This window comes from Ignicoccus hospitalis KIN4/I (assembly GCF_000017945.1).
Lineage (GTDB): Archaea > Thermoproteota > Thermoprotei_A > Sulfolobales > Ignicoccaceae > Ignicoccus > Ignicoccus hospitalis.
In genome coordinates this window covers 803,279-826,168 of the sequence record NC_009776.1, presented here as the reverse complement: position 1 = coordinate 826,168, position 22,890 = coordinate 803,279, and the positions used below count along the sequence as shown (strand labels likewise).

At 58.6% G+C, this 22,890-nt stretch carries 29 protein-coding genes; 13 read left to right on the top strand and 16 right to left on the bottom strand.

Annotated elements, in window-relative coordinates:
• Nucleotides 1-20 precede the first annotated feature (20 nt).
• The 3 genes from IGNI_RS04790 to IGNI_RS04780 all read right to left on the bottom strand — a co-directional run bounded on the left by IGNI_RS04790 (nucleotide 21) and on the right by IGNI_RS04780 (nucleotide 2,030).
• Nucleotides 21-1,280 (bottom strand): 3-isopropylmalate dehydratase large subunit, encoded by a 1,260-nt coding sequence (locus IGNI_RS04790; protein WP_012123075.1) that lies wholly within the window; start codon nucleotides 1,278-1,280, stop codon nucleotides 21-23.
• A gap of 106 nt (nucleotides 1,281-1,386) precedes the next feature.
• Entirely contained in the window at nucleotides 1,387-1,644 is a 258-nt protein-coding gene (locus IGNI_RS04785; RefSeq protein ID WP_012123074.1) for an RNA polymerase subunit Rpo13, read from the bottom strand.
• 14 nt (nucleotides 1,645-1,658) lie between these two features.
• Nucleotides 1,659-2,030, bottom strand: a complete 372-nt coding sequence (locus IGNI_RS04780; protein ID WP_012123073.1) for a roadblock/LC7 domain-containing protein — start codon at nucleotides 2,028-2,030, stop codon at nucleotides 1,659-1,661.
• A 243-nt stretch (nucleotides 2,031-2,273) separates the two neighbouring features.
• Between IGNI_RS04780 and IGNI_RS04775 the strand changes: the two genes are divergently transcribed.
• Nucleotides 2,274-4,142, top strand: coding sequence for an arginine--tRNA ligase (locus IGNI_RS04775; RefSeq protein WP_012123072.1), 1,869 nt, complete (start codon nucleotides 2,274-2,276; stop codon nucleotides 4,140-4,142).
• Here IGNI_RS04775 and IGNI_RS04770 read toward each other — a convergent pair.
• Nucleotides 4,132-5,307, bottom strand: coding sequence for an MBL fold metallo-hydrolase (locus IGNI_RS04770; RefSeq protein WP_187145948.1), 1,176 nt, complete (start codon nucleotides 5,305-5,307; stop codon nucleotides 4,132-4,134). The two genes, IGNI_RS04775 and IGNI_RS04770, sit on opposite strands and share 11 nt — an antisense overlap.
• A gap of 25 nt (nucleotides 5,308-5,332) precedes the next feature.
• On the opposite strand from IGNI_RS04770, the gene trpF reads away from it, so the two are divergent.
• Together trpF and IGNI_RS04760 are read left to right on the top strand one after the other, a co-directional pair.
• Nucleotides 5,333-5,917 carry a phosphoribosylanthranilate isomerase gene (trpF, locus tag IGNI_RS04765; protein ID WP_012123070.1) on the top strand — a complete coding sequence of 195 codons (585 nt, stop codon included), beginning with the start codon at nucleotides 5,333-5,335 and terminating at the stop codon, nucleotides 5,915-5,917.
• 19 nt (nucleotides 5,918-5,936) lie between these two features.
• The gene (locus IGNI_RS04760) at nucleotides 5,937-7,172 is read left to right on the top strand and encodes an anthranilate synthase component I family protein (protein WP_052570183.1); all 1,236 of its coding nucleotides are present in this window, start codon (nucleotides 5,937-5,939) and stop codon (nucleotides 7,170-7,172) included.
• Here IGNI_RS04760 and IGNI_RS04755 read toward each other — a convergent pair.
• Both IGNI_RS04755 and IGNI_RS04750 read right to left on the bottom strand, forming a co-directional pair.
• Entirely contained in the window at nucleotides 7,152-8,171 is a 1,020-nt protein-coding gene (locus IGNI_RS04755; protein ID WP_052570522.1) for an RNA-guided pseudouridylation complex pseudouridine synthase subunit Cbf5, read from the bottom strand. The genes IGNI_RS04760 and IGNI_RS04755 overlap by 21 nt on opposite strands.
• Nucleotides 8,172-8,205: 34 nt before the next feature.
• Nucleotides 8,206-8,889 (bottom strand): DUF2192 domain-containing protein, encoded by a 684-nt coding sequence (locus tag IGNI_RS04750; RefSeq protein ID WP_012123067.1) that lies wholly within the window; start codon nucleotides 8,887-8,889, stop codon nucleotides 8,206-8,208.
• 56 nt (nucleotides 8,890-8,945) lie between these two features.
• Between IGNI_RS04750 and IGNI_RS04745 the strand changes: the two genes are divergently transcribed.
• Entirely contained in the window at nucleotides 8,946-9,212 is a 267-nt protein-coding gene (locus IGNI_RS04745; RefSeq protein WP_012123066.1) for a hypothetical protein, read from the top strand.
• Here IGNI_RS04745 and crcB read toward each other — a convergent pair.
• Genes crcB through IGNI_RS04725 form a run of 4 tightly spaced genes read right to left on the bottom strand, consistent with a single transcriptional unit; the run spans nucleotide 9,194 to nucleotide 11,360 of the window.
• Nucleotides 9,194-9,565, bottom strand: coding sequence for a fluoride efflux transporter CrcB (gene crcB, locus IGNI_RS04740; protein ID WP_012123065.1), 372 nt, complete (start codon nucleotides 9,563-9,565; stop codon nucleotides 9,194-9,196). The genes IGNI_RS04745 and crcB overlap by 19 nt on opposite strands.
• A gap of 33 nt (nucleotides 9,566-9,598) precedes the next feature.
• The gene (locus IGNI_RS04735) at nucleotides 9,599-10,018 is read right to left on the bottom strand and encodes a gamma-glutamylcyclotransferase family protein (protein WP_238374124.1); all 420 of its coding nucleotides are present in this window, start codon (nucleotides 10,016-10,018) and stop codon (nucleotides 9,599-9,601) included.
• 42 nt (nucleotides 10,019-10,060) lie between these two features.
• The gene (locus IGNI_RS04730; RefSeq protein ID WP_012123063.1) at nucleotides 10,061-10,690 is read right to left on the bottom strand and encodes a 16S rRNA methyltransferase; all 630 of its coding nucleotides are present in this window, start codon (nucleotides 10,688-10,690) and stop codon (nucleotides 10,061-10,063) included.
• Nucleotides 10,677-11,360, bottom strand: coding sequence for a DUF2208 domain-containing protein (locus IGNI_RS04725; RefSeq protein WP_012123062.1), 684 nt, complete (start codon nucleotides 11,358-11,360; stop codon nucleotides 10,677-10,679). Before IGNI_RS04725 ends, IGNI_RS04730 begins: the two co-directional genes overlap by 14 nt.
• Nucleotides 11,361-11,476: 116 nt before the next feature.
• On the opposite strand from IGNI_RS04725, the gene IGNI_RS04720 reads away from it, so the two are divergent.
• Complete coding sequence (locus IGNI_RS04720; protein ID WP_148202251.1) at nucleotides 11,477-11,941, top strand: hypothetical protein; 465 nt, start codon at nucleotides 11,477-11,479, stop codon at nucleotides 11,939-11,941.
• Nucleotides 11,942-11,962: 21 nt separating this feature from the next.
• Here the strand turns inward: IGNI_RS04720 and IGNI_RS04715 are convergent, their stop codons facing one another.
• On the bottom strand, nucleotides 11,963-13,300 hold the full coding sequence (locus IGNI_RS04715; protein WP_012123060.1) for an amidase family protein: 1,338 nt from the start codon (nucleotides 13,298-13,300) through the stop codon (nucleotides 11,963-11,965).
• 97 nt (nucleotides 13,301-13,397) lie between these two features.
• On the opposite strand from IGNI_RS04715, the gene IGNI_RS04710 reads away from it, so the two are divergent.
• The 4 genes from IGNI_RS04710 to IGNI_RS04695 are packed head-to-tail and all read left to right on the top strand — an operon-like array spanning nucleotide 13,398 to nucleotide 16,285.
• Nucleotides 13,398-13,823, top strand: a complete 426-nt coding sequence (locus IGNI_RS04710; protein WP_012123059.1) for an NUDIX domain-containing protein — start codon at nucleotides 13,398-13,400, stop codon at nucleotides 13,821-13,823.
• Nucleotides 13,820-14,653 carry a metal ABC transporter solute-binding protein, Zn/Mn family gene (locus tag IGNI_RS04705; RefSeq protein ID WP_012123058.1) on the top strand — a complete coding sequence of 278 codons (834 nt, stop codon included), beginning with the start codon at nucleotides 13,820-13,822 and terminating at the stop codon, nucleotides 14,651-14,653. Before IGNI_RS04710 ends, IGNI_RS04705 begins: the two co-directional genes overlap by 4 nt.
• A complete protein-coding gene (locus IGNI_RS04700; RefSeq protein WP_012123057.1) occupies nucleotides 14,650-15,570 on the top strand; it encodes a hypothetical protein in 921 nt (306 codons plus the stop codon). The genes IGNI_RS04705 and IGNI_RS04700 overlap by 4 nt, the downstream gene beginning before the upstream one ends.
• Nucleotides 15,506-16,285: a DUF5591 domain-containing protein gene (locus IGNI_RS04695; RefSeq protein ID WP_052570177.1), complete on the top strand. Its 780-nt coding sequence runs from the start codon at nucleotides 15,506-15,508 to the stop codon at nucleotides 16,283-16,285. The genes IGNI_RS04700 and IGNI_RS04695 overlap by 65 nt, the downstream gene beginning before the upstream one ends.
• Here IGNI_RS04695 and IGNI_RS04690 read toward each other — a convergent pair.
• The 4 genes from IGNI_RS04690 to IGNI_RS04675 are packed head-to-tail and all read right to left on the bottom strand — an operon-like array spanning nucleotide 16,275 to nucleotide 19,628.
• Entirely contained in the window at nucleotides 16,275-17,261 is a 987-nt protein-coding gene (locus IGNI_RS04690) for an NAD(P)/FAD-dependent oxidoreductase (protein ID WP_012123055.1), read from the bottom strand. The two genes, IGNI_RS04695 and IGNI_RS04690, sit on opposite strands and share 11 nt — an antisense overlap.
• 55 nt (nucleotides 17,262-17,316) lie before the next feature.
• The gene (locus IGNI_RS04685; RefSeq protein WP_012123054.1) at nucleotides 17,317-17,874 is read right to left on the bottom strand and encodes a creatininase family protein; all 558 of its coding nucleotides are present in this window, start codon (nucleotides 17,872-17,874) and stop codon (nucleotides 17,317-17,319) included.
• Nucleotides 17,875-17,878: 4 nt separating this feature from the next.
• Nucleotides 17,879-19,234 (bottom strand): TldD/PmbA family protein, encoded by a 1,356-nt coding sequence (locus IGNI_RS04680; protein WP_052570174.1) that lies wholly within the window; start codon nucleotides 19,232-19,234, stop codon nucleotides 17,879-17,881.
• Entirely contained in the window at nucleotides 19,197-19,628 is a 432-nt protein-coding gene (locus IGNI_RS04675; protein ID WP_012123052.1) for a zinc ribbon domain-containing protein, read from the bottom strand. The genes IGNI_RS04680 and IGNI_RS04675 overlap by 38 nt, the downstream gene beginning before the upstream one ends.
• Nucleotides 19,629-19,725: 97 nt before the next feature.
• On the opposite strand from IGNI_RS04675, the gene IGNI_RS04670 reads away from it, so the two are divergent.
• Nucleotides 19,726-20,403, top strand: coding sequence for a 50S ribosomal protein L15e (locus IGNI_RS04670; protein WP_052570171.1), 678 nt, complete (start codon nucleotides 19,726-19,728; stop codon nucleotides 20,401-20,403).
• A 43-nt stretch (nucleotides 20,404-20,446) separates the two neighbouring features.
• Here the strand turns inward: IGNI_RS04670 and pdo are convergent, their stop codons facing one another.
• Nucleotides 20,447-21,157 carry a protein disulfide oxidoreductase gene (pdo, locus tag IGNI_RS04665; RefSeq protein ID WP_012123050.1) on the bottom strand — a complete coding sequence of 237 codons (711 nt, stop codon included), beginning with the start codon at nucleotides 21,155-21,157 and terminating at the stop codon, nucleotides 20,447-20,449.
• Between the two features lie 78 nt (nucleotides 21,158-21,235).
• Here pdo and IGNI_RS04660 point away from each other — a divergent pair, with 78 nt between their 5' ends.
• From IGNI_RS04660 to IGNI_RS04650, 3 genes are read left to right on the top strand one after another with little or no spacing between them, the layout of a single operon-like run.
• Nucleotides 21,236-21,592: a transcriptional regulator gene (locus IGNI_RS04660; RefSeq protein WP_012123049.1), complete on the top strand. Its 357-nt coding sequence runs from the start codon at nucleotides 21,236-21,238 to the stop codon at nucleotides 21,590-21,592.
• A complete protein-coding gene (locus IGNI_RS04655) occupies nucleotides 21,553-22,359 on the top strand; it encodes a THUMP domain-containing protein (protein ID WP_187145947.1) in 807 nt (268 codons plus the stop codon). The genes IGNI_RS04660 and IGNI_RS04655 overlap by 40 nt, the downstream gene beginning before the upstream one ends.
• Nucleotides 22,319-22,864: a YfcE family phosphodiesterase gene (locus tag IGNI_RS04650; protein WP_187145946.1), complete on the top strand. Its 546-nt coding sequence runs from the start codon at nucleotides 22,319-22,321 to the stop codon at nucleotides 22,862-22,864. Before IGNI_RS04655 ends, IGNI_RS04650 begins: the two co-directional genes overlap by 41 nt.
• The last annotated feature ends 26 nt before the right edge of the window (nucleotides 22,865-22,890 follow it).

Here is a 22,890-nt window from a genome sequence, read left to right as displayed (position 1 = left end):
CCCTAGCCTCACCGAGGACCTCAGAGGTACTTCCGCGGGTCAGCTATCTTGCCCTCCACCGCGCTTGCCGCTACGGTGGCGGGGCTAGCTAAGTAGACCTTGCTCTCCGGGTGGCCCATCCTGCCCTTGAAGTTCCTGTTGCTGGAGGATATCGCCACCTCGCCGGGCCCCAACACCCCTAAGTGTCCTCCGAGGCACGGACCACAAGTGCTGTGGGCGACGAAGCAGCCCGCCTCGGTTAAGATGTCAATTATGCCTTCCTTGAGTAGCCTCATGTACTGCTTCAAGGAGGCGGGTATGGCTATGCACCTAACCCCGGGAGCTACCTTCCTCCCCTTCAGTATCTTCGCCGCCTCCACGAAGTCCTCGTAACGCCCGTTGGTGCAGCTGCCTATGAAGGCTTGGTCGATGGGAGTTCCCTCCACCTCGCCCACCGCGACGACGTTGTCCACGCTGTGGGGCACCGCCACTTGAGGTTCCAGCTTACTCACGTCGAACTCCCAAACGTCCTCGTACTGAGCTCCCGGGTCGGGGCCGAAGGGCTTAACGCTTATGCCGGCCTCCTCGAAGAACTTGACCGTAACCTCGTCTGCGGGGACCATGCCTGCCTTGGCGCCCATCTCAACGCTCATGTTGGCCAGCGTCATCCTGTCTGCTATGTTCATCCTCTTGATTGTGTCTCCGTGGTACTCCACGGCCTTGTAAGTGGCGCCGTCAACGGTTACGGTGCCTATTATATGAAGTATTACGTCCTTCGCGTAGACGCCCTTGGGCAGCTCGCCCGTAACGTTGACTTTTATAGACTCGGGCACCTTGAACCAGAGCTTGCCCGTGAGCCAGACCATGGCCATGTCGCTCGCCCCGATACCAGTCGCGAAGGCCCCCACCGCCCCGGAGGTCACCGTGTGGGAGTCCGCGCCTACTATCAGCATCCCGGGCCTCGCGTAGCGCTCCTCCACCAACACTTGGTGGCAAATCCCCCCTCTCCCCACGTCGTGGAACTTCTTTATGCCGAGCTTCCTAGCCACCTTCCTCATTATCGCTTGGAGCTCCGCCGCCCTTATCTTGTCGGCGGGCACGTGGTGGTCGAATATTATGGCGACCTTGTCGGGGTCCCAGACCCTAACCTCCCCCGCTATCTCCTCAACCACCTCCACCACGTGGGGGCCGGTCAAGTCGTGAACCATGGCTAAGTCCACATTGGCCTCTACGATCTCTCCGGGACTCACGTCCTTGCCGCTGGCCCTGCCGAGTATCTTCTCTGCCATGGTTTTCGGCATGATTAGGACCCGGCGAGAGAAGAGGAGGAGGATTTTTTGTGTTGCGCGGATCGGCCTTAAGACCGGTTCATCATTCCGGCCCTCAGAGCTTGCACCCTTAGGGGCCTCACCTCCTCCGCCTCCGCCTCCTCCCGGTAGAGACGAGGGACTGGAGAGCTTGCATGGTTTCCTTCAACTCTTCTAAGCTGACCTTACCCTCTATGGCGCCGTCCCACAGGTCGGCTAGCTCCACCGAGATCTCGTAGGCTTCCAGCGGGAAGCGCTCCGTCGTGGGAGCCTTGGTTCCCTCTTCCTCCTCTACGAGCGGGGCCTCCTCCGTGGTCTCGCTCTCCCCAAAAAGGAAAGGTTCTTCCTCGTAACTCATGCCCCTCCCCCGGGCTAGGCGGCCAGCGCGGCTTTGAGCCTGTCCTTCTGCTTCTTCAATTCGTACCTTATCCTGCCCAGCAGCGCAGTTCTGTCAGTGATCACGACTACCATAGCGTCGCCTATGTCGGTGAGGAGCATCATGTTTCGGCTGTACTCGGCAGTGGCCATGTCCATCTCTCCTAGGTTGAACTCCTCGGCGAACCTCTGTAGGGCGCCGTAAACGCTCACCACCATCGCCGCGACGCTTTCGGGGTCTATCTCCTTCCCCATTTGAGATACGTAGTCGATCAGGAAGCCATCCTTGGAGACCACCAGCACTGCCCTTATGCCCTCTACCCTTATCATCTCGTTCAATACTATCTTCAAGGGCGTCTCAGCCGCCAAACCCCGATACCCAGAGTAGTTTCCTTGGGGAGCGATATTTAAGTAAGTAGAAAGGTTTCTCAATGTACGGAACCGGTCGCCGCCGGTGGAGGTTCGTCACCGCTCCGGGACGTGCAATCCCGCTCATCCCTCAGACAAATGCCTTCTCCTCACCCTTCAGCTCCGGGAGTACTCTTCACTGGGCCTCGGGCGCGAGTCGTCATAAGCCTTTAAGTTTCAATCGCCCGTCGCGGGGGAAAATGCTTGTACGTTTTGAGCGAGACGAAGTCGAATTTTCTAAAGCTAATTGCTGAGGCACTGAAGAGGAGGGGGCTTGAGGTAGAAGAGGAAGAGCTGGAGAGGCTGGCCGGGAGGCCCCCCAGTCCAGAGATGGGCGACTTGGGAGTCTCGCTCTTCAGATACGCGAAGAAGTTGGGACTCAGACCCGAGGAGCTCACGTCGGAGCTGAAGGGGGAGATAGAAGGGAGGTTGGCCGGCGTCAAGGAGGTTAAAGCCATAGGGGGGTTCTTGAACGTAGAGTTGGAGCCGTCTTGGTTGGCGGAGAGGGCGCTCCGAGAGGCCTCCAGAGAGGACTACGGCAAGTGGTCCTTCAGCGGGCGCCTCGTCGTAGAGCACACCTCGGCCAACCCCGTGCACCCCTTACACGTCGGGCATGCAAGGAACATGTTCCTGGGCGATTCTTTGGTCAGGATACTGAAGAACTGGGGAGCCGACGTGCAGTCCCGGTTCTACATAAACGACATGGGGAGACAAGTGGCCGTGTTGGTTTACGGGCTGTTGAAGCTCGGAAGGCTTGAGCCCCCGGAAGGGGAGAAGCCGGACCACTGGTACGGGAAAGTCTACAGCGTAGCGAACGCCCTCGTGGAGCTGAACTCGCCCTCGAAGGGCGACGATGAGAAGAAGGAGTGGGAAGAGGTGCTGAAAGAGCTCGAGAGCAAGTGGCCGGAAATAGTGAGGGAGATGAAAGAGAAGTTCGACGACGAGGACCCAGAGGCCAAGGTCTCGGAACTAATGAAGAAGTACGAAGAGGGTGACCCGGAGGTGAAGGAAACCTTCAGGAAGGTAGTTAATGAAGTGTTGAAAGGGTTCAAAGAGACTATGGAGAGGGTCGGAGTGAATGTGGACAAGTGGGACTGGGAGAGCGACTTGGTTTGGAGCGGCGAGGTTGATAAGATAATAAACATGGCAAAGGAGAAGGGCTTGGTAATCGAAAAGGACGGGGCCCTTGTGATGGTCTTCAAGAACTTGAACGACGAGGTCCGGAGGAGGTTAAGAATACCCAAGGGCCTCCAGATACCCCCGCTGGTCCTCAAGAGGTCTGACGGGACTACGCTCTACACCACGAGGGATATTGCCTACACGATAAAGAAGTTCGAAGAGTTCAGGGCGGATAGGGTGATAAACGTGATAGCCGCCGAGCAGAGGCTCCCCCAGATCCAGCTGAGGCTGGCCCTCTGGGAGCTCGGCTTCAAGGAGTACGCTGAGAACTTGATCCACTACGCATACGAAATGGTGAACGTTCCCGGAATGAAGATGAGCGGCAGGAGGGGGAGGATGATAACCTTGGACTGGTTGTTGGACGAGGCGGAGAGGAGGGTGAGGGAGCTCGTAGAGGGGAGGAGCGAGGCCGAGGACGTGGACGAGGTCGTCAAGAAGGTAGCCGTGGGAGCTGTGAAGTTCGCAATGGTCTCGGTGTCTCCAGAAAAACCCATAACGTTTAAGTGGGAGGAGGTCTTGAACTTCGAGAGGAACTCTGCCCCCTACCTCCAGTACACCTACGCTAGGGCCGTGGGGATACTCCGGAAGGGCGGGGAGCCGGACTTGGAGAGGGCGGACTACTCCAAGGCGGAGAAGTACAAGGACATGATATTGAGTATAGCGGAGTTTCCCGAGGTCGCGAGGAAGGCAGCAGAGGACTTAAAGCCGGACCTAATAGCGACGTACTTGCTCTCCTTGGCGGACAAGTTCAACGAGTTCTACCACAAAGAGCCCGTCGCGAAGGAGCCGGACGAAGGCCTGAGAAACCTAAAGTTGGCCTTGGTGAAGGCAGTGGCGAACACGATAAGGAGGGGGCTGTGGCTGTTGGGGGTGGAGGCGCCGGCTAGAATGTGAGCTCCTCCCCGTCCTTTAGGTTGTGAAAGCCCATGCGCTCTGCCTCGCTCCTACACTCCTCGTCCCCGTGGACCAAGTAGACTTCCTTGGCCTTTGTAAGGGAGATAAATTGCAAGAGCTCTTGCCTCGTCGCGTGCCTGGAGATCTGCAAGTGCAGCTCCGGCGGCCTCACGACGCCCTCGTTGCCCAAGGGGTCCTTCAACGTTACCTCCCCGCCCGCTAGGAGGGAGGAGGCCGGCTCGAACACGTGGCCCAACAAGACGTACGGCACCCCCTTGAGCGCCCACCAGACGCTCATGCCCCCGCTCAGGGAGCCGGAAGGCGCGACCACCGCCGTGCCGGGCCTCGCCATGTCCAACCTCTCTCTTAAAGAAGACGGGAAAGTTACGAAGTCCGTTAGCCTCCTCCTGTTCCCGTTCAACCACGCCGTCACCTCGCTTTCCTTCAAATACTCAATCATTTCGTCGTATATCTTCGTAGCGCGGAAGCCCATACCCTCGACTATGACTGCATTCAACCCTATCTGTTCTTTATAGTTCATAAGAAACTTAATGACCTCTTGAACCTTTCCCACTGCGTTGGCCGCTATCAGCACCGGCCCCTCCCGCAGCCTCTGCTTTAAGAAGTACAAGAGCCTCGACCACTCCTTCTTCGCAGATGGTCTATCCTTACACAAGTAGCTGCTCTCCGTCACCAACACGTCCGCCTGTGGCACCTCCTTCGACCAGTGGTCTAGCAAGAAGCTCGAGGTCCCCAAGTCGCCGGTGTAGAGGAGCCTCTTCCCCTCACACTCCACCAACACCATCGCGCTCCCCAACACGTGGCCCGCGTTGAACAGAGTGACCGTCGCATCCCCTACCTTGAAGGGTCTCCCGTAAGGCACCCGGAAGGACGAGTTCAAGGTCTTCTGGACGTCAGTCGCCTCCCAAGGGAGGTCCGGGTTGAGGGACTTGGCGTCCAACCACAACTCCTTTGCCAAGGCAAGCGTTGGGAGCGTGGCGTAGACCTCCTTGCCAGGGGCCATTAAGCTGTGGTCCAAGTGGGCGTGGGTCAAGATTACCTTGTCCACGCCGGGCTCCACCCCGGCGTCCAAGGCGAAGGGTTCGCCGCACTCGGCTACGAGCGATATCCCGCCGAAGCCCGTTGCCACAGCCTTTAGCCTCAAAGCGTCGCTTGCCGGAGGTGAGGGCTTGCCGGAGCTAAAGGTGTGTGGGGTCACGAACCCCGAGGACGCCGAGGTGGCCGTAGAGGCCGGGGCGAGCTACGTGGGCGTGATAATAGACGCCCCCTCCCCGAGGCTCGTGGGGCCGGAGGCCGCGCGGGACGTGGCCTCGGTACTCCCCTCCCACGTAAAGCCCGTCGGGGTGGTGGACGCGAGAAAGCCCTTGGACTTGGACAAGGTGCTTAACTCGGGAGTTAAGGTGGTTCAGCTCCACTGGGGGGACGAGTCCTCCTTCTTGAGGGCGAAGCTCCTCCTAGAGGGCTACGGCGTCTCGGTCGCGGTGGCCCCGCTGAGGGCAACCCCCTTCAAGTACGCGGGGGCCGAATACGTCTTGTGGGACAAGAAGAGTTTCGAAGAGAAGTTCGTCTCGTGGGGCGCTCGGTGGACCAAGGTGGGGGTCGCCGGCAAGGTGACGCCAGAGAACGTCAAGGAGGTCGTGGCCCTCTTCAAGCCCGACTTAATAGACGTCAGCAGCGGGGTAGAGGTTAAACCCGGCGTCAAGGACCCCGAGAAGGTAATGAAGGTAGCAGAGGTGATCGGCCTCGCGCTGTGAGAGGCTCCCGCTCTCCTCGGTGCCCAAGCCCGCGGAGCTCTTCTCGTCCTTGGAAGGTCCTTCCTTAATATTGGAGAGCGCTGCCGGCGGCGAGACCAAGGCGCGTCTGAGCTTGGTCGCGTGGGAGCCGGAGGTAGACGTAATCGTCAAAGAAGGCGAGGACGTCAGGGAAGCGTTGAGGGAGCTGAGGGGCGGGGACGCGGACACGGGGACCTTGTACAAGGGGGGCCCGATAGGCTACGTCAGCTACGAAGCCGTGGAGGCGTGGGAGGGGGTCAAGCACAAGGGAGCTAACGACATGGGGTGGCCTTGGGGCGAGTTCGTCGTGCCAAAGAAGTTCGTCGTCTACGACCACGTGCTTGGCCACGCCTCCCTCTGCGGGGTCAACAAGGACGAGCTCGGGGTCGGCGAGCCCTCCGAGCTCAAAGTTTTCGACGAGAGGCTCGACGTTCCTAAGGACGTCTTCGTGAAGTGGGTAGAGGAGGTGAGGAGGTTAGAGGAGGAGGGAGAAGCCATACAAGTGGTCATCTCAAAGTCCTACACCTACCGTTACGAGGGGGACTTGAGGAGGCTCTACTTCGAGTTGAGGAGAATTAACCCGTCGCCCTACATGTTCCACTTGAGAATGAAGAGCGGCGAGGTGTTGGGGAGCTCGCCGGAGCTCTTGTTCCGGGTTGAGCGCGGGAGGGCGGAGACCTTCCCCATAGCCGGCACCCGCCCTAGGGGGAAGGACGAGTGGGAGGACTTGAGACTTGAGGAGGACTTGAAGTCAGACCCCAAGGAGAGGGCCGAACACTTGATGTTAGTTGACTTGGCGAGGAACGACTTGGGCAAGGTGTCGAGACCGGGGACGGTCAGAGTAACTAACATGATGTACGTGGAGAAGTACAGCCACGTGCAACACTTAGTGAGCAAAGTAGAGAGCGAGCTCGACCCTCTCTTCGGGCCCGAGGACGTCTTGGCCGCTACCTTCCCCGCCGGCACGGTCAGCGGCGCCCCCAAGCCTGCTGCCATGGAGATCATAGGGAACTTGGAGACGTTGAGAAGAGGTCCCTACGCCGGGGCCGTGGGCTTCGTGAGCGGCGGGGAGGCGGAGTTCGCAATAACCATAAGGAGCTTCTTCGCGAGGTCCGGGCTGCTGAGGGCCCAAGCCGGGGCGGGGATAGTTTACTATTCCGTACCCCTAAAGGAGTGGGAGGAGACCGAGCACAAGCTGGCCGCGCTCAAGAGGGCCTTAGCCCCCTTCTTGCTGTGAGGCCTTCTTCTTCCTCCAAACGTCCGGGTACGTTCCGGGCTTCATTATCACTCTCTTGGTCTTCGCCACCCAACCCTTCTCCATTTTTAAGGCCTCTTGCGAAGAGACCAGAGCTTGTGCTATTGCCACTAGCTCCCCCTTTAGGCTAACCACCGCCACTACGTCCCCCTTCTTCATGTTGTCGGTGAGCGCCGCAACGCCCCTTATCGAGACGTTGGCGCCGTGGGCCACCGCGTCCACAGCGCCGTCCTTGATCATTATCTTTGGCATATGACAAGTGGCTACTTCACAAGGCATTATATACTTCTTCAAGAGGCTGTCGTCGCCGTAGTTGTCGTATAAGAATTTAGCCTCGCTTAAGTCTTGCATCCGAACCAAGTTCCAATCCTCGTGGAAGGGGCCGCTCCGGGTCCTCCTGAGCTCCCTCATGTGGGCCCCCGTTCCCACGAGCAAGCCCAAGTCGTGGGCGAGCTTTCTCATGTAAGTTCCGCTCTCCGAGCCGACCCTCACTAAGGCCATCCTCCTCTCGGGCCAGAACTCCAAGACGTGTATGTAATACACCTTCTTGGTTCTCAACTGCCTCTTAACGCTGCTCCTCAGAGGGGGCCTTTGGTATATCTCCCCCACCAAGTACTTCAAGTTCTCGATGACCTCCTCTTCCTTAACGGCGTCGTGGAACTGTATCACCATCACGTACTCTTTGCCAGAGAGCATCACGTAGTGGATGACCTTAGTTGCCTCCGCTAGGGCCACCGGCAGGACGCCGGTTACCTTGGGGTCGAGGGTCCCCCCGTGGCCGGCCCTCTCCAACCCGAACATCCTCTTTATCCACGCCACCACCTCGTGGGAGGTCGGGCCGGGCGGCTTGTCCAAGTTCACCACGCCGAGCTCCACCAGCTCCTTCACGTCCCTCTTCCACGGCTCCTTGCCGTACTTGGGGTCGGTCTCCGCCTCCTCCCTAATCACCCACTTCCCGCGGAAGTCGCACTTCCGGTGCATCTCTTCGTACCACTCGAGCGCCTCCTTCACCTCGTCACCCCTCCTTGACCTTGAGGACCTTACGGAGCCTCTCCTCGGGGATTTTGAAGACTTCTTTCGCTATCTTGTAGATGTAGTTGTCGTCCGGAATTACTTTTGGAAGCCCGACTCTCAACGCTAAGGACTGTTTCAAGGCCTCCTTTTCCATCCTACTCCTAACTTCCCCTTTCGCTATAGCTTCTGCAACCCTAAAGGCTACGTAGAACCTGGCGTACTTCCTTATCGTATTCTCCATGTCGGGGAACGTTTCCAACGCTCTGTGCAAGAGCCTTATGAGCTCCTCTTCGTCTTTGAACCCGAGCACTACTGAAGTGAAGACCACTCTGAATATCCTGGAGAGCAAGTTGCTGTCTATAGGCCCGAGCTCCGAGGTCACTTGCTCCCTCGCGTCCTTACCCTTCTCGAGGATAGCTTCCGCAGCCCTCTCGAGCTTCCTCTCGAACTCTAACAGGTCTCGCAACTCCTCGTCCAGACCTAAGCCGTACTTGGATATCACGTACACAGTGGCCAGTTCTTTGTCCAATATGTCTGGGGGGAGGGCGATGCCCCTCAGGGGAGATATGCCGTGTTCTTCGTACCTCTTGTACATCTCCTTCTTGAGCCTTTCCCTGTCCCAGCCCTCCTCCAAAGCCTCCGCTATCAAGTCGGTCACGACCTCCACGCGCTTCCGGTGGACCACAATCCGACCCCGGAGCTTTTGTAACGTCCCGAGGTCTTTACTCCGCCGGGAAGTCCTTGCCCTTCACGCGGAAAGAGGTAGAGGAGTACCTAGAGGCGCTCGAGAGGGCCGGAAGGGACTTGAGGGGGAAGATAGGCTACATAAGGATTGAGAGAACGCTAGTAAAGGTTAACAAGATCATAACCTACTGTACCTTGGAGAACTCGGAGGGGAAGAAGAGGCTGATGGTGAAGTACGACGGCGAGAAGCTCTGGGTCGAAGGCCCCCGGTGGGCCAGCTTACCCCTAAAGAATAGGATCTTGTACTACTTGAGCAAGCGCTGAGCCAAGTCCTCCCCCAGAGCGACCGAGACTATGCCCAAGCCCACGCTGACCGCAGTGTAAACGAAGGCAGTTATGTACTTGGAACTCCTCAATAAGATGTAGTTATCAGCAGCGAAGGTGGAGAAGGTGCTCAACGCCCCGCAGAAGCCTGTGGCGAGGGCGAGCTTCAGCTGCTGTCCCCAAGGCTTGGCCTCGAACGCGCCGATAATGAAGCCGAGCAAAAAGCTCGCAACTACGTTTACCAAAAAGGTGGCTAGGGGGAAGTCATAGACCTGGGGGACGAACTTGTAGAAGAAGTACCTCACTATGGCTCCCAGAGCGCCCCCTACGGCGACCCAGACCAGCGCCTTCAAGGCCGTGCCCGTTGCGCGTCCGGCGTAAGGGTTTTAGCACTTCCAGCGCACTAAGTCCCCTTCTAGGGACGTGACCAACTTCGCCCTCCCCTCCAAAATCAGCTTCTCGAGGAACTCTGGATCTATCACGTAAGCGTAAGCCTCCACCACTTGGCCCGTGTCCTCCCTCTTCACTCTGACCTTCTCCCTCTTGTACTCGCCCTCGACGACGCCTTCGAGTACGTCCAACTTATCCAAGCCCTCCTCGGGGATCAAGTAGAGCTCCCCAGCAACGTAGTGCTCTCCCCCGCCCAACAACATCGCCGGGTAGCGCTCGTTGCCGGACCTAACCTCGTAGAGCGCGTGGCGGTCCGCGGTGACCGCGAGGGAGGCGAACGTCGCGCCCGCCTCCTTGAGCGCGTCGTGAAGCGGGCAGCCGCGCATGAGCGTGCCGTAGACGAACAAGTAGGCCACGCCCAAAGCTCGGACCCCCAGCTATCGGAGGGGCTTGAGGTATTATTCCAGCCCTAGGAGCTCTTCGGCTGCGCACACCAACTTATAGGCTACGGTCCAAGCCTTCAACGGCCTCCCGCCGAACACGGAGTACCTCTTAGCGGACTTCCTCAAGGTACTCTTCTCGAAATCTCCCCTCGGGAAGGCGCCTATGCCCACGGGGGCCCCGGTCTCCAAGGCTTCTGAGGCTATTTCCTTGAACCTCCTCGGCTCTCCCTTTTCCCACAGCAGGATGATTTTTCCGTGTTCCTTCACGAAGTCCGAGAGGCTCTCGTACGCGAGCCACATGAGCGGCTCCCCCTCGGGAGGGACCTTGCCTCGCTGGAGGAGCTGGGCCATTATCTGCTTGAAGGCGTCGTAGTGCTTGGGGAGCCTCTCCTCGGGGCTCACGTAGTAAACCTTGCCGTCTAAGGTATGTACGTACACTTCCAAGCTGCCGTTGGCGTTTAACAGCGAGTCCAGTAAGACCAGCAGCGTCGTGTGGACTATGTCCGGCCTCCCCCTCTTCCACTTCCTCGTAAAGGCGGAGAGCTTGTGGTAGTGGTACCTCTTGTCTATCAGCGGCCCGTAGGGCCAAGAGGGAGGCGCCAGCTCTAGGGGGGACTCGAGCAGTATGACCTTAAGCTTCTTCAACCCCGCCTAGCCTCCGCAAGACGTCGTAAAGCCTTTCGGGCTCCTTAGCGTAGAGCCGGTAGCTGGGCTTGCCGTCCTCCTTAGACACCAAGTCAACTGCGCTGCTCTCCTTGACCAACTTTATCGAATACCCTTTGAGCGGGAAGGTTATGCCGCCGAAGGGCTTGATTTGGATACCCTTATCCGTTACCTTGTATTGATACACGGGTCTCGGCACCTTCTTCATATTCTTTAAGTTATACTTGTTCAAGAAGTAGTTCAGCAGGGTGTAGCTCTCGAAGTAAGCGAATATTGCTATAAAGCGGAGCCAAGGCTCTTCCAAATGCAGTATGGCTGGCCACAAAGTGAAAGCTAGAGCTATTAATATTAGGAATGGTACCATCCCTAGCGCGTTCTGCTTCATCTGCGCCTTCAGTATTATGTCTCCTTGGGGGTCCTTGTCGAAGAGCTCCTTGGCGTCCTCCTCCATTAGGGTCTTGCCGCTCCCCGGGGCCCTCATCTCCTTGATCTGCTTTGACATAAACTTTACCATTATAATTGGCATTATTACGAAGTATGCCAGTATTAAGTAGACGTAGTACTGGGGGAAAAAGGATAGGACCGCTGCGAACGCCGTGGTGCTGAGTAAGGAAATTAATAACGTCTTTTTCCCGTAGGCGAAGCCCTCCAAGTTCGGCCCCCTCTCGGCGCGCCATGGAGCGTTAAAAGGAGGCCGGAGAACAAAAGCTTATTATATAAGTAAAAACCCGATAAACCTCAAGTAGTAAGCTTTGCGAGAGCATGCTGTTGGGCCTCAAGCGCTCTCTAACTCAAGTCCCCCTGGAGCCGTATAACGAGCTCCCGTTCGAGCTCGCGCTCTACCACGCGTGCAAGAACGCCCTCCAGACGATAGCGGTCGCAGTTAAGTACGTACAAGAATACGGCTCCTACTGGTTGGACGCCGCCAAGGACGACGTCGAGAGGCTCGTGGAGGCCGAGAGGGACCGGTCGCCCAGGGAGGCGGAGACCTTGTTCAACGCGATAGAAGTGGCCTTGAGGGAGCTCGAGAGCTCGCCCTCTCTGGCGTTCATAGAGCTGCTCGACTTGGGCTCCTTAGCGTTCTTGCCGGAGGCCGTAGGGAGGAGGGAGCTGAAGAGGGCCGTGGTCGGGGCGAGCTTGGGCCTTCACGTGGAGAGGGCCCACAAGAAGGCTTTAAGGGAGGCTATGAGGTGTGTCGCGGCGATGACTGGGGCTGTACTCGGGGAGGGGTGACCGGACCTTTAAGTGGAGAGCCTAAAGCCACGGCGCGTCAACCTTCCTCTCGAAGGTCCCCATAACCCTCAACACCTCGCACTCGCCCCACCTCGGTCCCACCACTTGGAGGCCCACTCCCTCGCCCACCGGCGCGCTCCCCGCGGGCACGCCCGCGAGGTTGGCGAAGACCGTTAAGACGTCCATTGCGAAGAGCTCCTTGGGCGACCTGGCCGAGGCCAGGCTAGGCGGCTTGACCGGCATGGTGGGGGTAACTATGAGCCTTTCCTCGGTTATCTCGTATATGCGTTCGCTTATCTTCCTCCTAGCCTTCAAAGCCTTCAAGTACAGCTCCTCGCTGTAACCGGCGGAGAGCACCGTCGCGCCGGCGACTATCCTCCTCTTCACCTCCCAGCCGAAGTACTTCCCGCGTACCTCCGAGACGTACTCGTAGAAGTTCTCAGTTATGGGCGGGAGGTCTTCGTCCCTTAGGCCGTACCTTATGCCGTCGTACCGGGACAGGTTGCTGGACGCCTCCGCCATAGCTATTGTGTAGTACGCCGGCAAGGCGGCCTCGAGCTCGGGCAGCTGGCCCTCCTCTACTTCTGCCCCCTCGGAGCTCAACTTCCTCAAGGCGGCGTTGAACTCAGCTTTGACGTCGTTATCGACGTATTCCAGAGCGTTAGACGGGACGAAGAGCTTTAGGCCCTCCACCCCCTTCTCGCTACAGCCCTTCACACGCAGCTCCCGTTTCACGGTCGTCCCGTCCATCTCGTCGTAACCGGCTATAACGTCCAAGAGCTCCTCGACGCTCTTGACGGTGGGGCCTATGGGGGAGATCTGCTCGAGCGAGTCCGCGTAGGGGATAAGCCCGTAACGCGAGACCGCCCCGTAGGTGGGCTTCAAGCCGAAGGCGGAGCACCAAGCCGCCGGAGCCCTTACTGAGCCCCCCGTGTCGCTCCCCAGCCCCGGGAGGGAGTACCTCCTAGCGGCCGCGCCGGCCCCCGAGGAAGAGCCCCCCGGCACTTTGGCCGGGTCCAAGGGGTTCTTGGTGGGCCCGAAGGCGCTGTTCTCACCGGTGCTGCCCATTCCGAACTCGTCCATGTTGGTCTTTCCTACTATTACGTAGCCTCTCTCCTTTAACCTCTTAATTACGGTCGCGTCGAAGGGAGGTACGTAATCCTTCAGCATTAAGGAGCCCGCGGTGGTCCTAATTCCCTTCGTGCTTATGTTGTCCTTGATCGTGACGGGCTTTGGCCTCAGGCCCCTCTCCAGCAGGGACCTCGCCTCTCTGAGGACTTCCTCGCGGGGGCGCAAGGTTATGAAAGCGTTGAGCTCGTCGCGCTCCAGCGCGTCGTAAAGCCTCTCCAAGCTCTCCAAAGTTGGGCCCCGCGCCGGCTCGGAGGGGCCGTTTTTGACAGGCCTTGAGGGCTCCGCTCAATAAAACGCTTGACCCATCTAGCGCGAGGGTACGCGCTTGGAGTGCTGCCCGGTGCTCACGGTGGACGTGGTAGTATTTCACGAAGGAAAGGTCTTGCTCGTTAAGAGGGGGGCCGAGCCCTTCAAGGGCAAGTGGGCCTTGCCCGGGGGCAGGGTGGAGTGCGGAGAGCGCGTGGAGGAAGCGGCCCTGAGAGAGCTCAAGGAGGAGACCGGGATAGAGGCTGAACTGGTAACTTTAGTGTCGGTCTACTCCGACCCCAACAGAGACCCGAGGGGGCACTACGTCAGCGTGGCCTTCTTGGCCGCGCCGAAGGGCAACTTAGAGCCCAAAGCGTCTACGGACGCAGCGGAGGCCAAGTGGTTCGAGCTGTCGGAGGTACCTTGGGAGGACCTGGCCTTCGACCATGCAGAAATACTTAAAGACGCCCTCAAGATGCTCCTTCACCTGGGCAAATCTCCATGATGAGAAAGGCGTTCGTAGCAGCTCTCTTACTTGCCCAAGCGGTTTTTCCGTTGAGCGTGGTAGCCACAGTGAAGTCGCTAGCAATTGTAGTGAAGCCCGTGGTAGGTGAGGTGACTTACCTGGTCCCCCCGGGGGCCTCGCCGCTGTTCTGGAAGCCCACCGCCGCTCAAATAGAGGAAGCGCTTCGAGCGGACGTGTTCGTCAACACGGTCCACTGGCCCTTCGAGAGGCAGTTGGCCGAGAGGAGGGGCGCCGGCAACGTTCCCGAGCCGGTGCCCGGCACTCCCGGGGCCGCCTTAAGCAAGCTTGGCTTCGCGATATTAAGGCTACCCAACGGGGACTTGAACCCCCACGGTTGGTGGCTCTACGCCCCTAACGCGTTCTTGCTGATGTCCCAAGTGAGCGCCCACGCGTGCGAGGTTGAGCCGAGCTCCTGTGCCAAGTACGTTAACTCCTTCATAGAGGAACTTAAGAAATCCAGAGAAATCCTAGAGGAGTGTTTCGCCGGGGACAAGAGCGCGGTCGTGATGTTGCCCGGTGAACAGTACATAATCTACAACTTCGGCGTCGTCACGAAGTTCGTAGTGATGGAGAAGGGGCCTGCCTCCGTCAGCGGGCTGCAAATGAAGAAGGGCGTGGAAGCGCTCAAAGACGCTGACATGCTGGTGGTCTCTGACGTCAGCTCCAATACGCCGGCCGCCAAGTACATGATAGCCCAAGCGCACAGGCTGGGCAAGCCGGTAGTGAAGGTGTACTTGCTGAACCCCCCCGTAGAGACCTTCCATGAATACTTAAAGCTCACGTGCGAAGCGCTGAGCGGAGAGAAATGATAACGGAGATAGCCATCGCTACGACTATACTATTGGCCACGCTCCCCCTACCCACGGCCTTGGCCACCTTCTCCTTGGCGTCCCTCTCTGGCGCCATCGGGTGCAGCGTGGTCTGCATGGACCTCGTAAGCCCCTTTCTAGCCTCCGTCTTATTGGGCTTCTTCTTATCTATAGCCTCGTTCGTCTTGTCCATAGATGTGGCTCACGCCTTCGTGTTGGACGTTCTGGTCAGTTCCATAATAGCTCTCGTGTTCGCGAAGAAGTTCGTGAGCTCGGGCTTGGAAGAGGTTTCTGAAGCGGTCGCGACGCTCCTAATACTCGCCAGCATAGGCATGGCCTACGCCAGCCCAGAAGCTGCCGCACAAGCCATGATGTCCCTTTCTGGCTCCCTTTGGACCGTAGACGAGCTCAGCTCCTACTTCTTAGCAGCGATAGCTATTACAATTATGCTGGTAGGTAGTGCGTTTAAACTACAGTTAGCCGCAGTCATGTTTGATTACGAGTACCTCAAAGTTACTGCGAAGAGGCCTCTGCTCTGGGCTTGGCTCTTATTCTTCTTTATGGTTTTGGGGACTTCTTTCGCCTCGTTTACTGTCGGCCTATTGAGTTCTCAAGTGCTGTTAATCCTCCCGGCGACCTTCAGCTTGAGGTCCGGGCTGAGGGAAGTGGAGAGGAACTTCGAAGCCACCTACGCCTCCGGAGCCTTGGTGGGCTGGCTCGGGTGCGCGATCTCGGGCGAGTGGGGGGTCCCGGAGGTCGGGGTGGTTGGTGCTACTTTCGTCCTACTGATAGTATCACTATCCCTCTCTAGGAGGATAGGGTCGTTGGCCTATACTCTCAACGGGTTAAGGCGTGGAAAGCCTAGTCGCTTGCCTCAACAAGAAGGCGTGCAGGGCGGAACTGTGGCGGAGGGCTAAGGAGACAGCATCAAAATACAAGGACGAACTCGTGAATATAGCAGAATCCTTAATGAATGATGAGAGGATAAATGAAAGGGAACTAGACTTAGCCCTCAAGGCGCTGGTAGTGGACCCCCAGTACTTACACTTTAAGGGAATTAAGGTAGTAACTCCCATAGGCTTCTACCTCGCGAGGGAGTACGACCTGGACACGGTGTACGCGACGCCCGGAGAGGTGGTTCTGGAGGGCGACTGGCTCTTCCTACACCCGACCGTCAAGGACTACCACGAGTTCTTGTTCAGCTACTTGTTGGACAAGATGGGCCCGGGGGAAGTGGCCTTAATAACCCCGTGCTCGAAGGTGAAGCCTTACAGGGACAGCTTCATGTACAAGAAGATAGAATCAATAATAAACAAGTACGGCAACGACGTCTGGAGGTTCGTCATGAGTGAGCCCTTAGTTATAGTCCCTAGGTTCTTCGACGTCTACTTCCCCAGCGCCCACTACGACTACCCGCCGGAGAGGGTTGCGCCGGAGGAGGTCCCCATTTACGTTGACTTGGTGAGGAAGGCCCTAGAGGTAATAGCGACGCGGTTCGAGAGGATAGTTTACACGCTCCCGAGGAAACACAAGAGGATATTCGAGATGGCCGCCGAACAGGCCAACTTGAGCGCCAACTACACGCCTTATAATGTCTACTTCTTCCCGCGCTTAAAAGAGGCTATTGTTTGACCGCTACCTTCCTCTTGATCCTCTTCACGTACTTCGAGGCCTCTAAGGCGGCGGTGGCCCCGTGGCCGGCGGCGATCACTATCTGGAAGCCTATCCCGGTCACGTCGCCCACCGCGAAGACTCCGGGCACGTTGGTCCTAGTGTAGGGGTCTATCTTTATGAAGCCCCTTTCGTCCACCTCCACCCCAGCCTTCTTGAATATCTCGGTGCTGGGGACCTCGCCGTAAGATATGAACACGGCCCTCACCGGCAAGGTCTTGGTAGTGCCGTCCGGCAGCTCCACCACCAGCCCGGTCACCTTCTGGCCGTCGCCCACTATCTCCTTCACCTTAGCTCCTTCAAGTATTTCGACCTTCGGGTTGTTCCTTAACACGCTCATGTAAGACTCGGAGGCTTCGATCTTCTTCCCGTGAGTTACTATGTATACCTTGCTGGCGAGGGAGGTCATGTAGACCGCCTCCTCCATCGCGTGGTCGTCGTAACCCACCAAGGCCATGGGTTCGCCCTTGAAGAAGGGGGCGTCGCACACTACGCAGTAGCTCACGCCCTTGCCGAAGTACTCCTTCTCGCCCTTGACGCCCAAGCCTTTAGTGGAGACGCCGGTCGCTATGATCACCGCGGGGGCCTTGTATTCCCTCCCCTTGTGGGTCCTCACCACCTTCATCTCCTCCTTGGAGAAGTCGGCGTCCACGACCCTTTCCCCGAACACCACTTGAGCCCCGAACTTGGTGGCTTGGTTCAAGAAGCGTTGGGCCAGCTCCTCGCCGCCTATCTTGTCTATGCCGGGGTAGTCCTCGACCACGGGGGCTAGGGAGGTCCTACCCCCCGGCTTGTTGTCCTTCTCCAAGACTACCGTCTTCAACCCCAACCTGGCAGCGTACATAGCGGCAGTCAGCCCTCCGGGACCCGCGCCTATCACTACGACGTCGAACTCCCCTCCCTTCGGCCTCTTGGCCGGCGCTCCGAGCCTCAGCACGCTTTCACACCGCTTTCGCTCCGTGGGGAGGGCGAAATTTTAATTAACGACCTGACTAACCGAAAAGCAAGTTCTTGAGCTCCTCGGCTATCTCTTTAATACAACTCTCTACGTCAAGGTCTCCGCCCTCGAAGCCCCAGCAACCTGCGGGGAGCTTGGGGAGGCTCACCTTGCCCTCGGGCCACCCCTTCCGGTACTCGGGCACCTCGAGCTCCATCCCCAAGGCCTTGGCGACCGAGACCTCCGCGCCGTCGCAGTGGCCCACCTTTATCCCGCACGCCTTCCAGAAGTCGACTACGTAGAAGCCCTCTTGCCTCCCCACCGCTTGTACCAAGCCGGAGTTGCCGCCGTGCGCGTTGACCACCACCAGCTCCTTGCCTAACCTCTTTAATGAGAAATTTATGTCCCTCAAGACCGAGGCCAAGGTCTCTACCCTCAAGCTCACCGAGTCCTCCCACTCCCAGCTGCAAGAGTAGTAGAGCGGGGGGAGGACTTCCCCTCCTAGGAGCTCCGCGAGCCTCCTCGCGACCGCCGAGGCTATCCTAGCATCTAAGTCCTTGGGCAAGGGACCGTGTTGTTCGTAAGAGCCTAGGGGTAAGAAAGCGACCCTCACCCTTTCACGCCGGCGGGGAGAGGCGGAGGGCGGTTAAGGTAAGGGGGCCTCCTACGCTGACCGGGACCGACTGGCCCCACTTCCCGCAAGTGCCCGGCCTGAAGGCCAACTCGTTGCCCACCGCCTTCACTTCCTTTAACATCTCGAGGACGTTCCCAGCTATCCCTAGGGGCTTGAGCGGGTACTTGGGCTCCCCGCCCTCCACGTACCACGCCTCCTGGCTCATGAAGAAGAACGTTCCGTCGAGCTCCGCGTTACCCCCGGAGGTGTCTACTATCAAGACTCCTCTCTTAAGCTCTCCCAACACCTCGTCCCTCCTCCAGTCGCCCGGCTCGACGTAAGTTACCCTCATCCTAGGTATCGGGGGCTTGGAGGGGTCCTCTTGTCTCCCGTTCCCTGTGGGCTCGAGGCCCAAGAGGGCCGCGTGCTTGCGGTCCGTCAAGAACCCGTTGACCTTCCCTTCCTTGACTATTTCGACTTTCTTAGGCTTCACGCCCTCGTCGTCGTAGAATATGGAGCCCCACTCCCCCTCGGGCCCCGGGGAGTCGCTCACGTTCAAGAACTCCGGCCCGACGGTCTCCCCCTTCTTGAGCGGGGAGCCAGAGGCCACGTGGTCCGCCTCCGACATGTGGCCCAGCGCCTCGTGGACCATAACCCCTATCGCCGGGGGCTCCAGCGCGACCTCCCAGAGCCCGGGCTCCAGCCCCTTGCCCCTCAGCTGCAGCTCCGCCTTCCTAACGGCCTCCCTCACGGCCGTCCGAGGGTCAGTAGTGTAGCCCTTCCTCGAGGCGACGCTCCAGTAGCCGTTCCCCCTGTTCCCTCCCTCCGCCAGGGTCACGTTGGCCGCGTGGAGGGAGTAGGAGAGCCTCTGGAGGACCTCCCTCCCGTCGGAGGAGGCGTACAGCTTGTAGCCGTAAACCTCCCTATAGGCAACCACTGCCTTCCCCTTGGCCTCCTTGAGCGCGTCCAAGACGTCCTTCACCTTGGTCTCGAGGTCCACGTCCCACGGGGGGCGCTCCAGCCTCTGGCTGACCCTATCCACCAAGGGGCCCAGCTCGTAGAGCTTGGAGGGTCCCAAAGCCTTGTAGGCCTTGTAGGCCCTCTCGAAGGCCTCCACCAAGCCCTCCGGCGAAGTGGTGTAAGCTAAGCCGGACCCCTCTACCCTCACTCCGGCCAACCACGAGTGGCCTTGAACGACCTTGTGCTCTTCCCCCGATGCCGTCACGGAGGTCCTAGAGGCCCCGAGGACGTTTACCTCCACGTATACGCCCTTCTTCCACCCCAGTTCCAAGACCTTCTTGGCGAGCTCTAGGGACTCGCCCTCACTTGGAAGGCTGGAAGGTAAGTTCCACCCCTCCATCCCTCCTCACCGCCACCAGCTTACCCTCGGTCTCCCTGTAACCGCACTTCTTGCACACCCACTCGTAGACTACCACAAAGCCCTCGCCCTCGTCTATCCTCTTGGGCTTCAGTTCCAAGGTGGCCCTCTTGCACTTGGGACACAAGTACTCGCCCCAGTCTATTATCAGTCCCACGTCTGCCTCTACCATTACCGTGCCTATTTTACCCTTGAAGGCGTCTTCGGACGAAAGCTCTACGGTCGCGTGCTCTCTAGGCCTCATCTTGAACTCCTTCTTAACCTCAGGATCTTCCTTCAAATATATCTTGACGTTCGCCTCCAAGGCGTTGGGGTTGGTGAGCAATATGTAGAAGGGGCCTCCGTCGTACAGCCCCAGCGTCATCTTCGTCGTCAAGACTTGTCTCCCCCTCGCGATCCACATTCGGGAATAAATGTATCGAGCGTTATTAGGCGTTTTAAACCGTCCCATGAGGGTACAGGGGGCACAAAGTATGGCCAGAGGCTTGTACCACTTTCTGAGAGAGCAGTGGAAGAGGCCCTTCGACGGCGAGCACGGGGAGTTGATGAAGCAGAGGATCATAAAGTGGAGGAGGGAGCCGGCGGTAGTCAGAATAGAAAAGCCCACCAGGCTCGACCGGGCCAGGGCGCTGGGGTACAAGGCGAAGCAAGGCGTCGTAGTGGTCAGAGTGAGGGTTAGGAAGGGCGGCCTCAACAGGCCCAGGCCTAACAAGGGCAGGAGGCCCAAGAGGATGGGCGTTTACGGCTACGCCCCGGCCAAGAGCACCAGGCTCATAGCCGAGGAGAGGGCGGCTAGGAAGTACCCCGGCTTGGAGGTGCTGAACTCCTACTGGGTGGCGGAGGACGGCGAGTACGAGTGGTACGAGGTAATACTAGTGGACCCCCACCACCCGGCTATATGCAGCGACCCCGAGCTCAAGTGGATATGCGAGAAGCAGCACAGGGGAAGGGTGTTCAGGGGCAAGACCAGCGCCGGAAGGAAGATGAGGGGCTTGCTCAAGAGCAGGGGCCTCAGGGGCACCCACAACTACAAGTGGAAGAAGAAGGAGAAGGAAAGGAAGCTGCGCAAGAGGCACGAGGCCTCCGGGAAGGCGAGGCCGTTGGAGCTGGACGTCAGAGAAAAGCCGGATTACCACAAGGGGACCCAGTGAGCTCCTTCCTCTTTCACGTTTTGATACGATAAAAATTATGTTTTTAGGGCCTGACGAAGCACACCTCGTCCTCACAAGGCCCCTTGGGCTCTACCTCGAACAGCTTGGCTAACAAGTCGTCTTCGTAGGGGACTCCCACGAACTCCACGTTCCCGTTTATCGCTATCGCCGGAACGCTCATGACGTTGTATTTGTCAGCTATGTCCTCGTTCTCGTAGGCCTCTACTGTGTCTGCCACCACGCACGGGTTGCCTTGCTTCTTGGCCTCGAAGGCGAACATATTAATTAGTAAGGCGGCGTAGGGGCAATAAGGGCACTGGGGGGTCACCACGTTCTCGATGTAGTAACAGCCCTTGAGTTTCTTCAACCCCTCCTTGGTCTCCTCGTCCAAGCCGCTCTCATTCTCAGAGATCCTTATTACGGTTTCTACGAAGCCCTTCACTTCCTCTCCCGCGGGGATGCCGGTGTAGCGGATGTAGCCGTCCAACAACAAGACCGAGGGCACCCTATCTACCTTGTACTTGTCGAACGCCTCGTCGTCCTTCCCCCTCCAGAAGACTTTGTAGTCGAAGTAGGGCTTCCCGTTCACCTTAGGGCTCTCTTCCTTCATTACTTGCATCATTTCTATCGTAGCCTCGCACGGCTCACAGCCTTCCTCTACGAAGACTAGGGCCTCCACCGGACCTTTCATGTCCGCCAGAGCTTCCCTGAGCCCAGCTCTCGCCTCCGGCGTCCACTCCATACCGAACGACATCCAAATATCACCGCTCGGAGCGCAAAAGAGTAATTTAAGAAGTGTCGCGTTCGGTAGGTTAATAATGGGAATTGGAGTATGTTGTTGCGACCCCACTGTGAGGTGGCCGCCAGCGAGGTCTTGCCCTCCATTAGGGCGGCCGTGGTATATTACTTGAGCAAGCATTACAACTTGAGCAACTACGTGATAGCTAAAAAGATAGGGACCACCGCCTCCACGGTTAGCAACTACTTGAAGGACAAGAGGAGCAAGTGGGACAAAGTAAACGAGATACTCAACGACCCCGAAGCGTCCAAGCTAGTTAAGTTGATGGCCAAACTCATCGCAGAGGACAAGGCTACCCCGGAAGACCTGAGCTACCTAATGTGTAAGACTTGTAGGACGCTCATGCGCAAGTGGCAGAAGGCGACATGTCTCCCGATACCGTCCTTCTGATAGCCTATTCCGAAATAGCCCTCAAGGGAAAGAAGAGAGGTTTTATGGAGAGGGCGCTGGCCTCTTCGATAAGGCGCTGGCACGAGAGGAGGGGGCTGGAGGTAAGGCTCCAGCACGAGGGCGGGAGGTTAGTGGTGGAGGGGGCGTTCAGCGCGGAAGTCGCTAGGGTGCCCGGGGTCCACCACGTGGCCCGCGCGTTCGCCCTCGAGAAGGCGCCTCCGGAGGAGCTAGTGGAGGCCATAGCCGAAGTGGTGAAGGCGGAGCCTCCGGTGGCGGTGAGGGTCAAGAGGGGGGACAAGAGGTACCCATTGACCAGCGTGGAGCTCGCCGCGAAGGTGGGCGAAGCCTTGGGCCTTCCGGTGGACTTGAAGAGCCCTAGGACGGCGATCTTCGTAGAAATAAGGAAGAGGGTTTACGTCTACACCTCGAGGGACGTAAGGGAAGGGGTAGGGGGGCTTCCCTACGGCGTGGAGGGGGAGGTCGGAGTGAGCTACCGGGACCCCCTCAAGGGCCTCTTGGCCTCCGCGCTGTTGGCCCGAAGGGGGGCTAGGGTCTTCCCCCACGAGCCCTACCCGGGGTTGGAGGCGCTCGCGGAGGCCCTCCCCGAGCCCCTCATTATTAAGCGCTCTCCCCCGCCCGTCGCCGGAAGGGACCTCTTCCCGGGGGAGCCTTGTGTCCCTCAGAGGACCTTGTCCAAGGTTAAGCTCATGTTAGGGGGTGAGGGCGTTGAAGGTATTGATCGCTTCGGATGCCCACGTGCCGGATAGGGAGAGGGAAATACCAAAGGAGATAAGGGAGTTCCTGGCCTCCGAGGCCCCCTTCGACCTAGTCTTGTACGCTGGGGACTTGACAGGGCCGGAGGTGCTGGAGTGGCTCAAGGGCTTGGGGGAAGAGGTAAAGGCGGTGAGGGGGAACATGGATTACTTGCCCTTGCCGGAGGAAGCCTTGGTGGAGCTCGACGGCGTTAAGGCGTTGGTCGTCCACGGGCACCAAGTGAGGCCCCGCGGGAACTTGGACGCCTTGAGCGCGATGGCCCTCTCGAGGGGGGCGAGGGTAATAGTACACGGCCACTTACACAAGCCCCTAATCAAGGAACACAAGGGGGTGCTCCACCTCAACCCCGGCTCGGTGACCGGCACTTGGGGCGGGAGCAGCTTGGGGGGCGACCCCACGTTCATGATAGTTAGGCCGTCCAAGGGCGCCTTGGAGGTGGACCTCTACGCCCTCAAGGGCGGGAGGCTCGAGAGGAGCTCTTACAGTTTAAGGATATAATTCGTGCGGGCGGCCCTCAGTAGGGT

What these genes read in the sequence shown, in the direction of transcription:
- IGNI_RS04755 (WP_052570522.1), bottom strand. Translation starts at nt 8,171, where the DNA reads ATGCACCGGAAGTGCGACTTCCGCGGGAAGTGGGTGATTAGGGAGGAG.
- IGNI_RS04700 (WP_012123057.1), top strand. Translation starts at nt 14,650, where the DNA reads ATGATAACGGAGATAGCCATCGCTACGACTATACTATTGGCCACGCTC.
- IGNI_RS04670 (WP_052570171.1), top strand. Translation starts at nt 19,726, where the DNA reads ATGGCCAGAGGCTTGTACCACTTTCTGAGAGAGCAGTGGAAGAGGCCC.
- IGNI_RS04660 (WP_012123049.1), top strand. Translation starts at nt 21,236, where the DNA reads ATGTTGTTGCGACCCCACTGTGAGGTGGCCGCCAGCGAGGTCTTGCCC.
- IGNI_RS04790 (WP_012123075.1), bottom strand. Translation starts at nt 1,280, where the DNA reads ATGCCGAAAACCATGGCAGAGAAGATACTCGGCAGGGCCAGCGGCAAG.
- IGNI_RS04705 (WP_012123058.1), top strand. Translation starts at nt 13,820, where the DNA reads ATGATGAGAAAGGCGTTCGTAGCAGCTCTCTTACTTGCCCAAGCGGTT.
- IGNI_RS04785 (WP_012123074.1), bottom strand. Translation starts at nt 1,644, where the DNA reads ATGAGTTACGAGGAAGAACCTTTCCTTTTTGGGGAGAGCGAGACCACG.
- pdo (WP_012123050.1), bottom strand. Translation starts at nt 21,157, where the DNA reads ATGTCGTTCGGTATGGAGTGGACGCCGGAGGCGAGAGCTGGGCTCAGG.
- IGNI_RS04680 (WP_052570174.1), bottom strand. Translation starts at nt 19,234, where the DNA reads ATGGAGGGGTGGAACTTACCTTCCAGCCTTCCAAGTGAGGGCGAGTCC.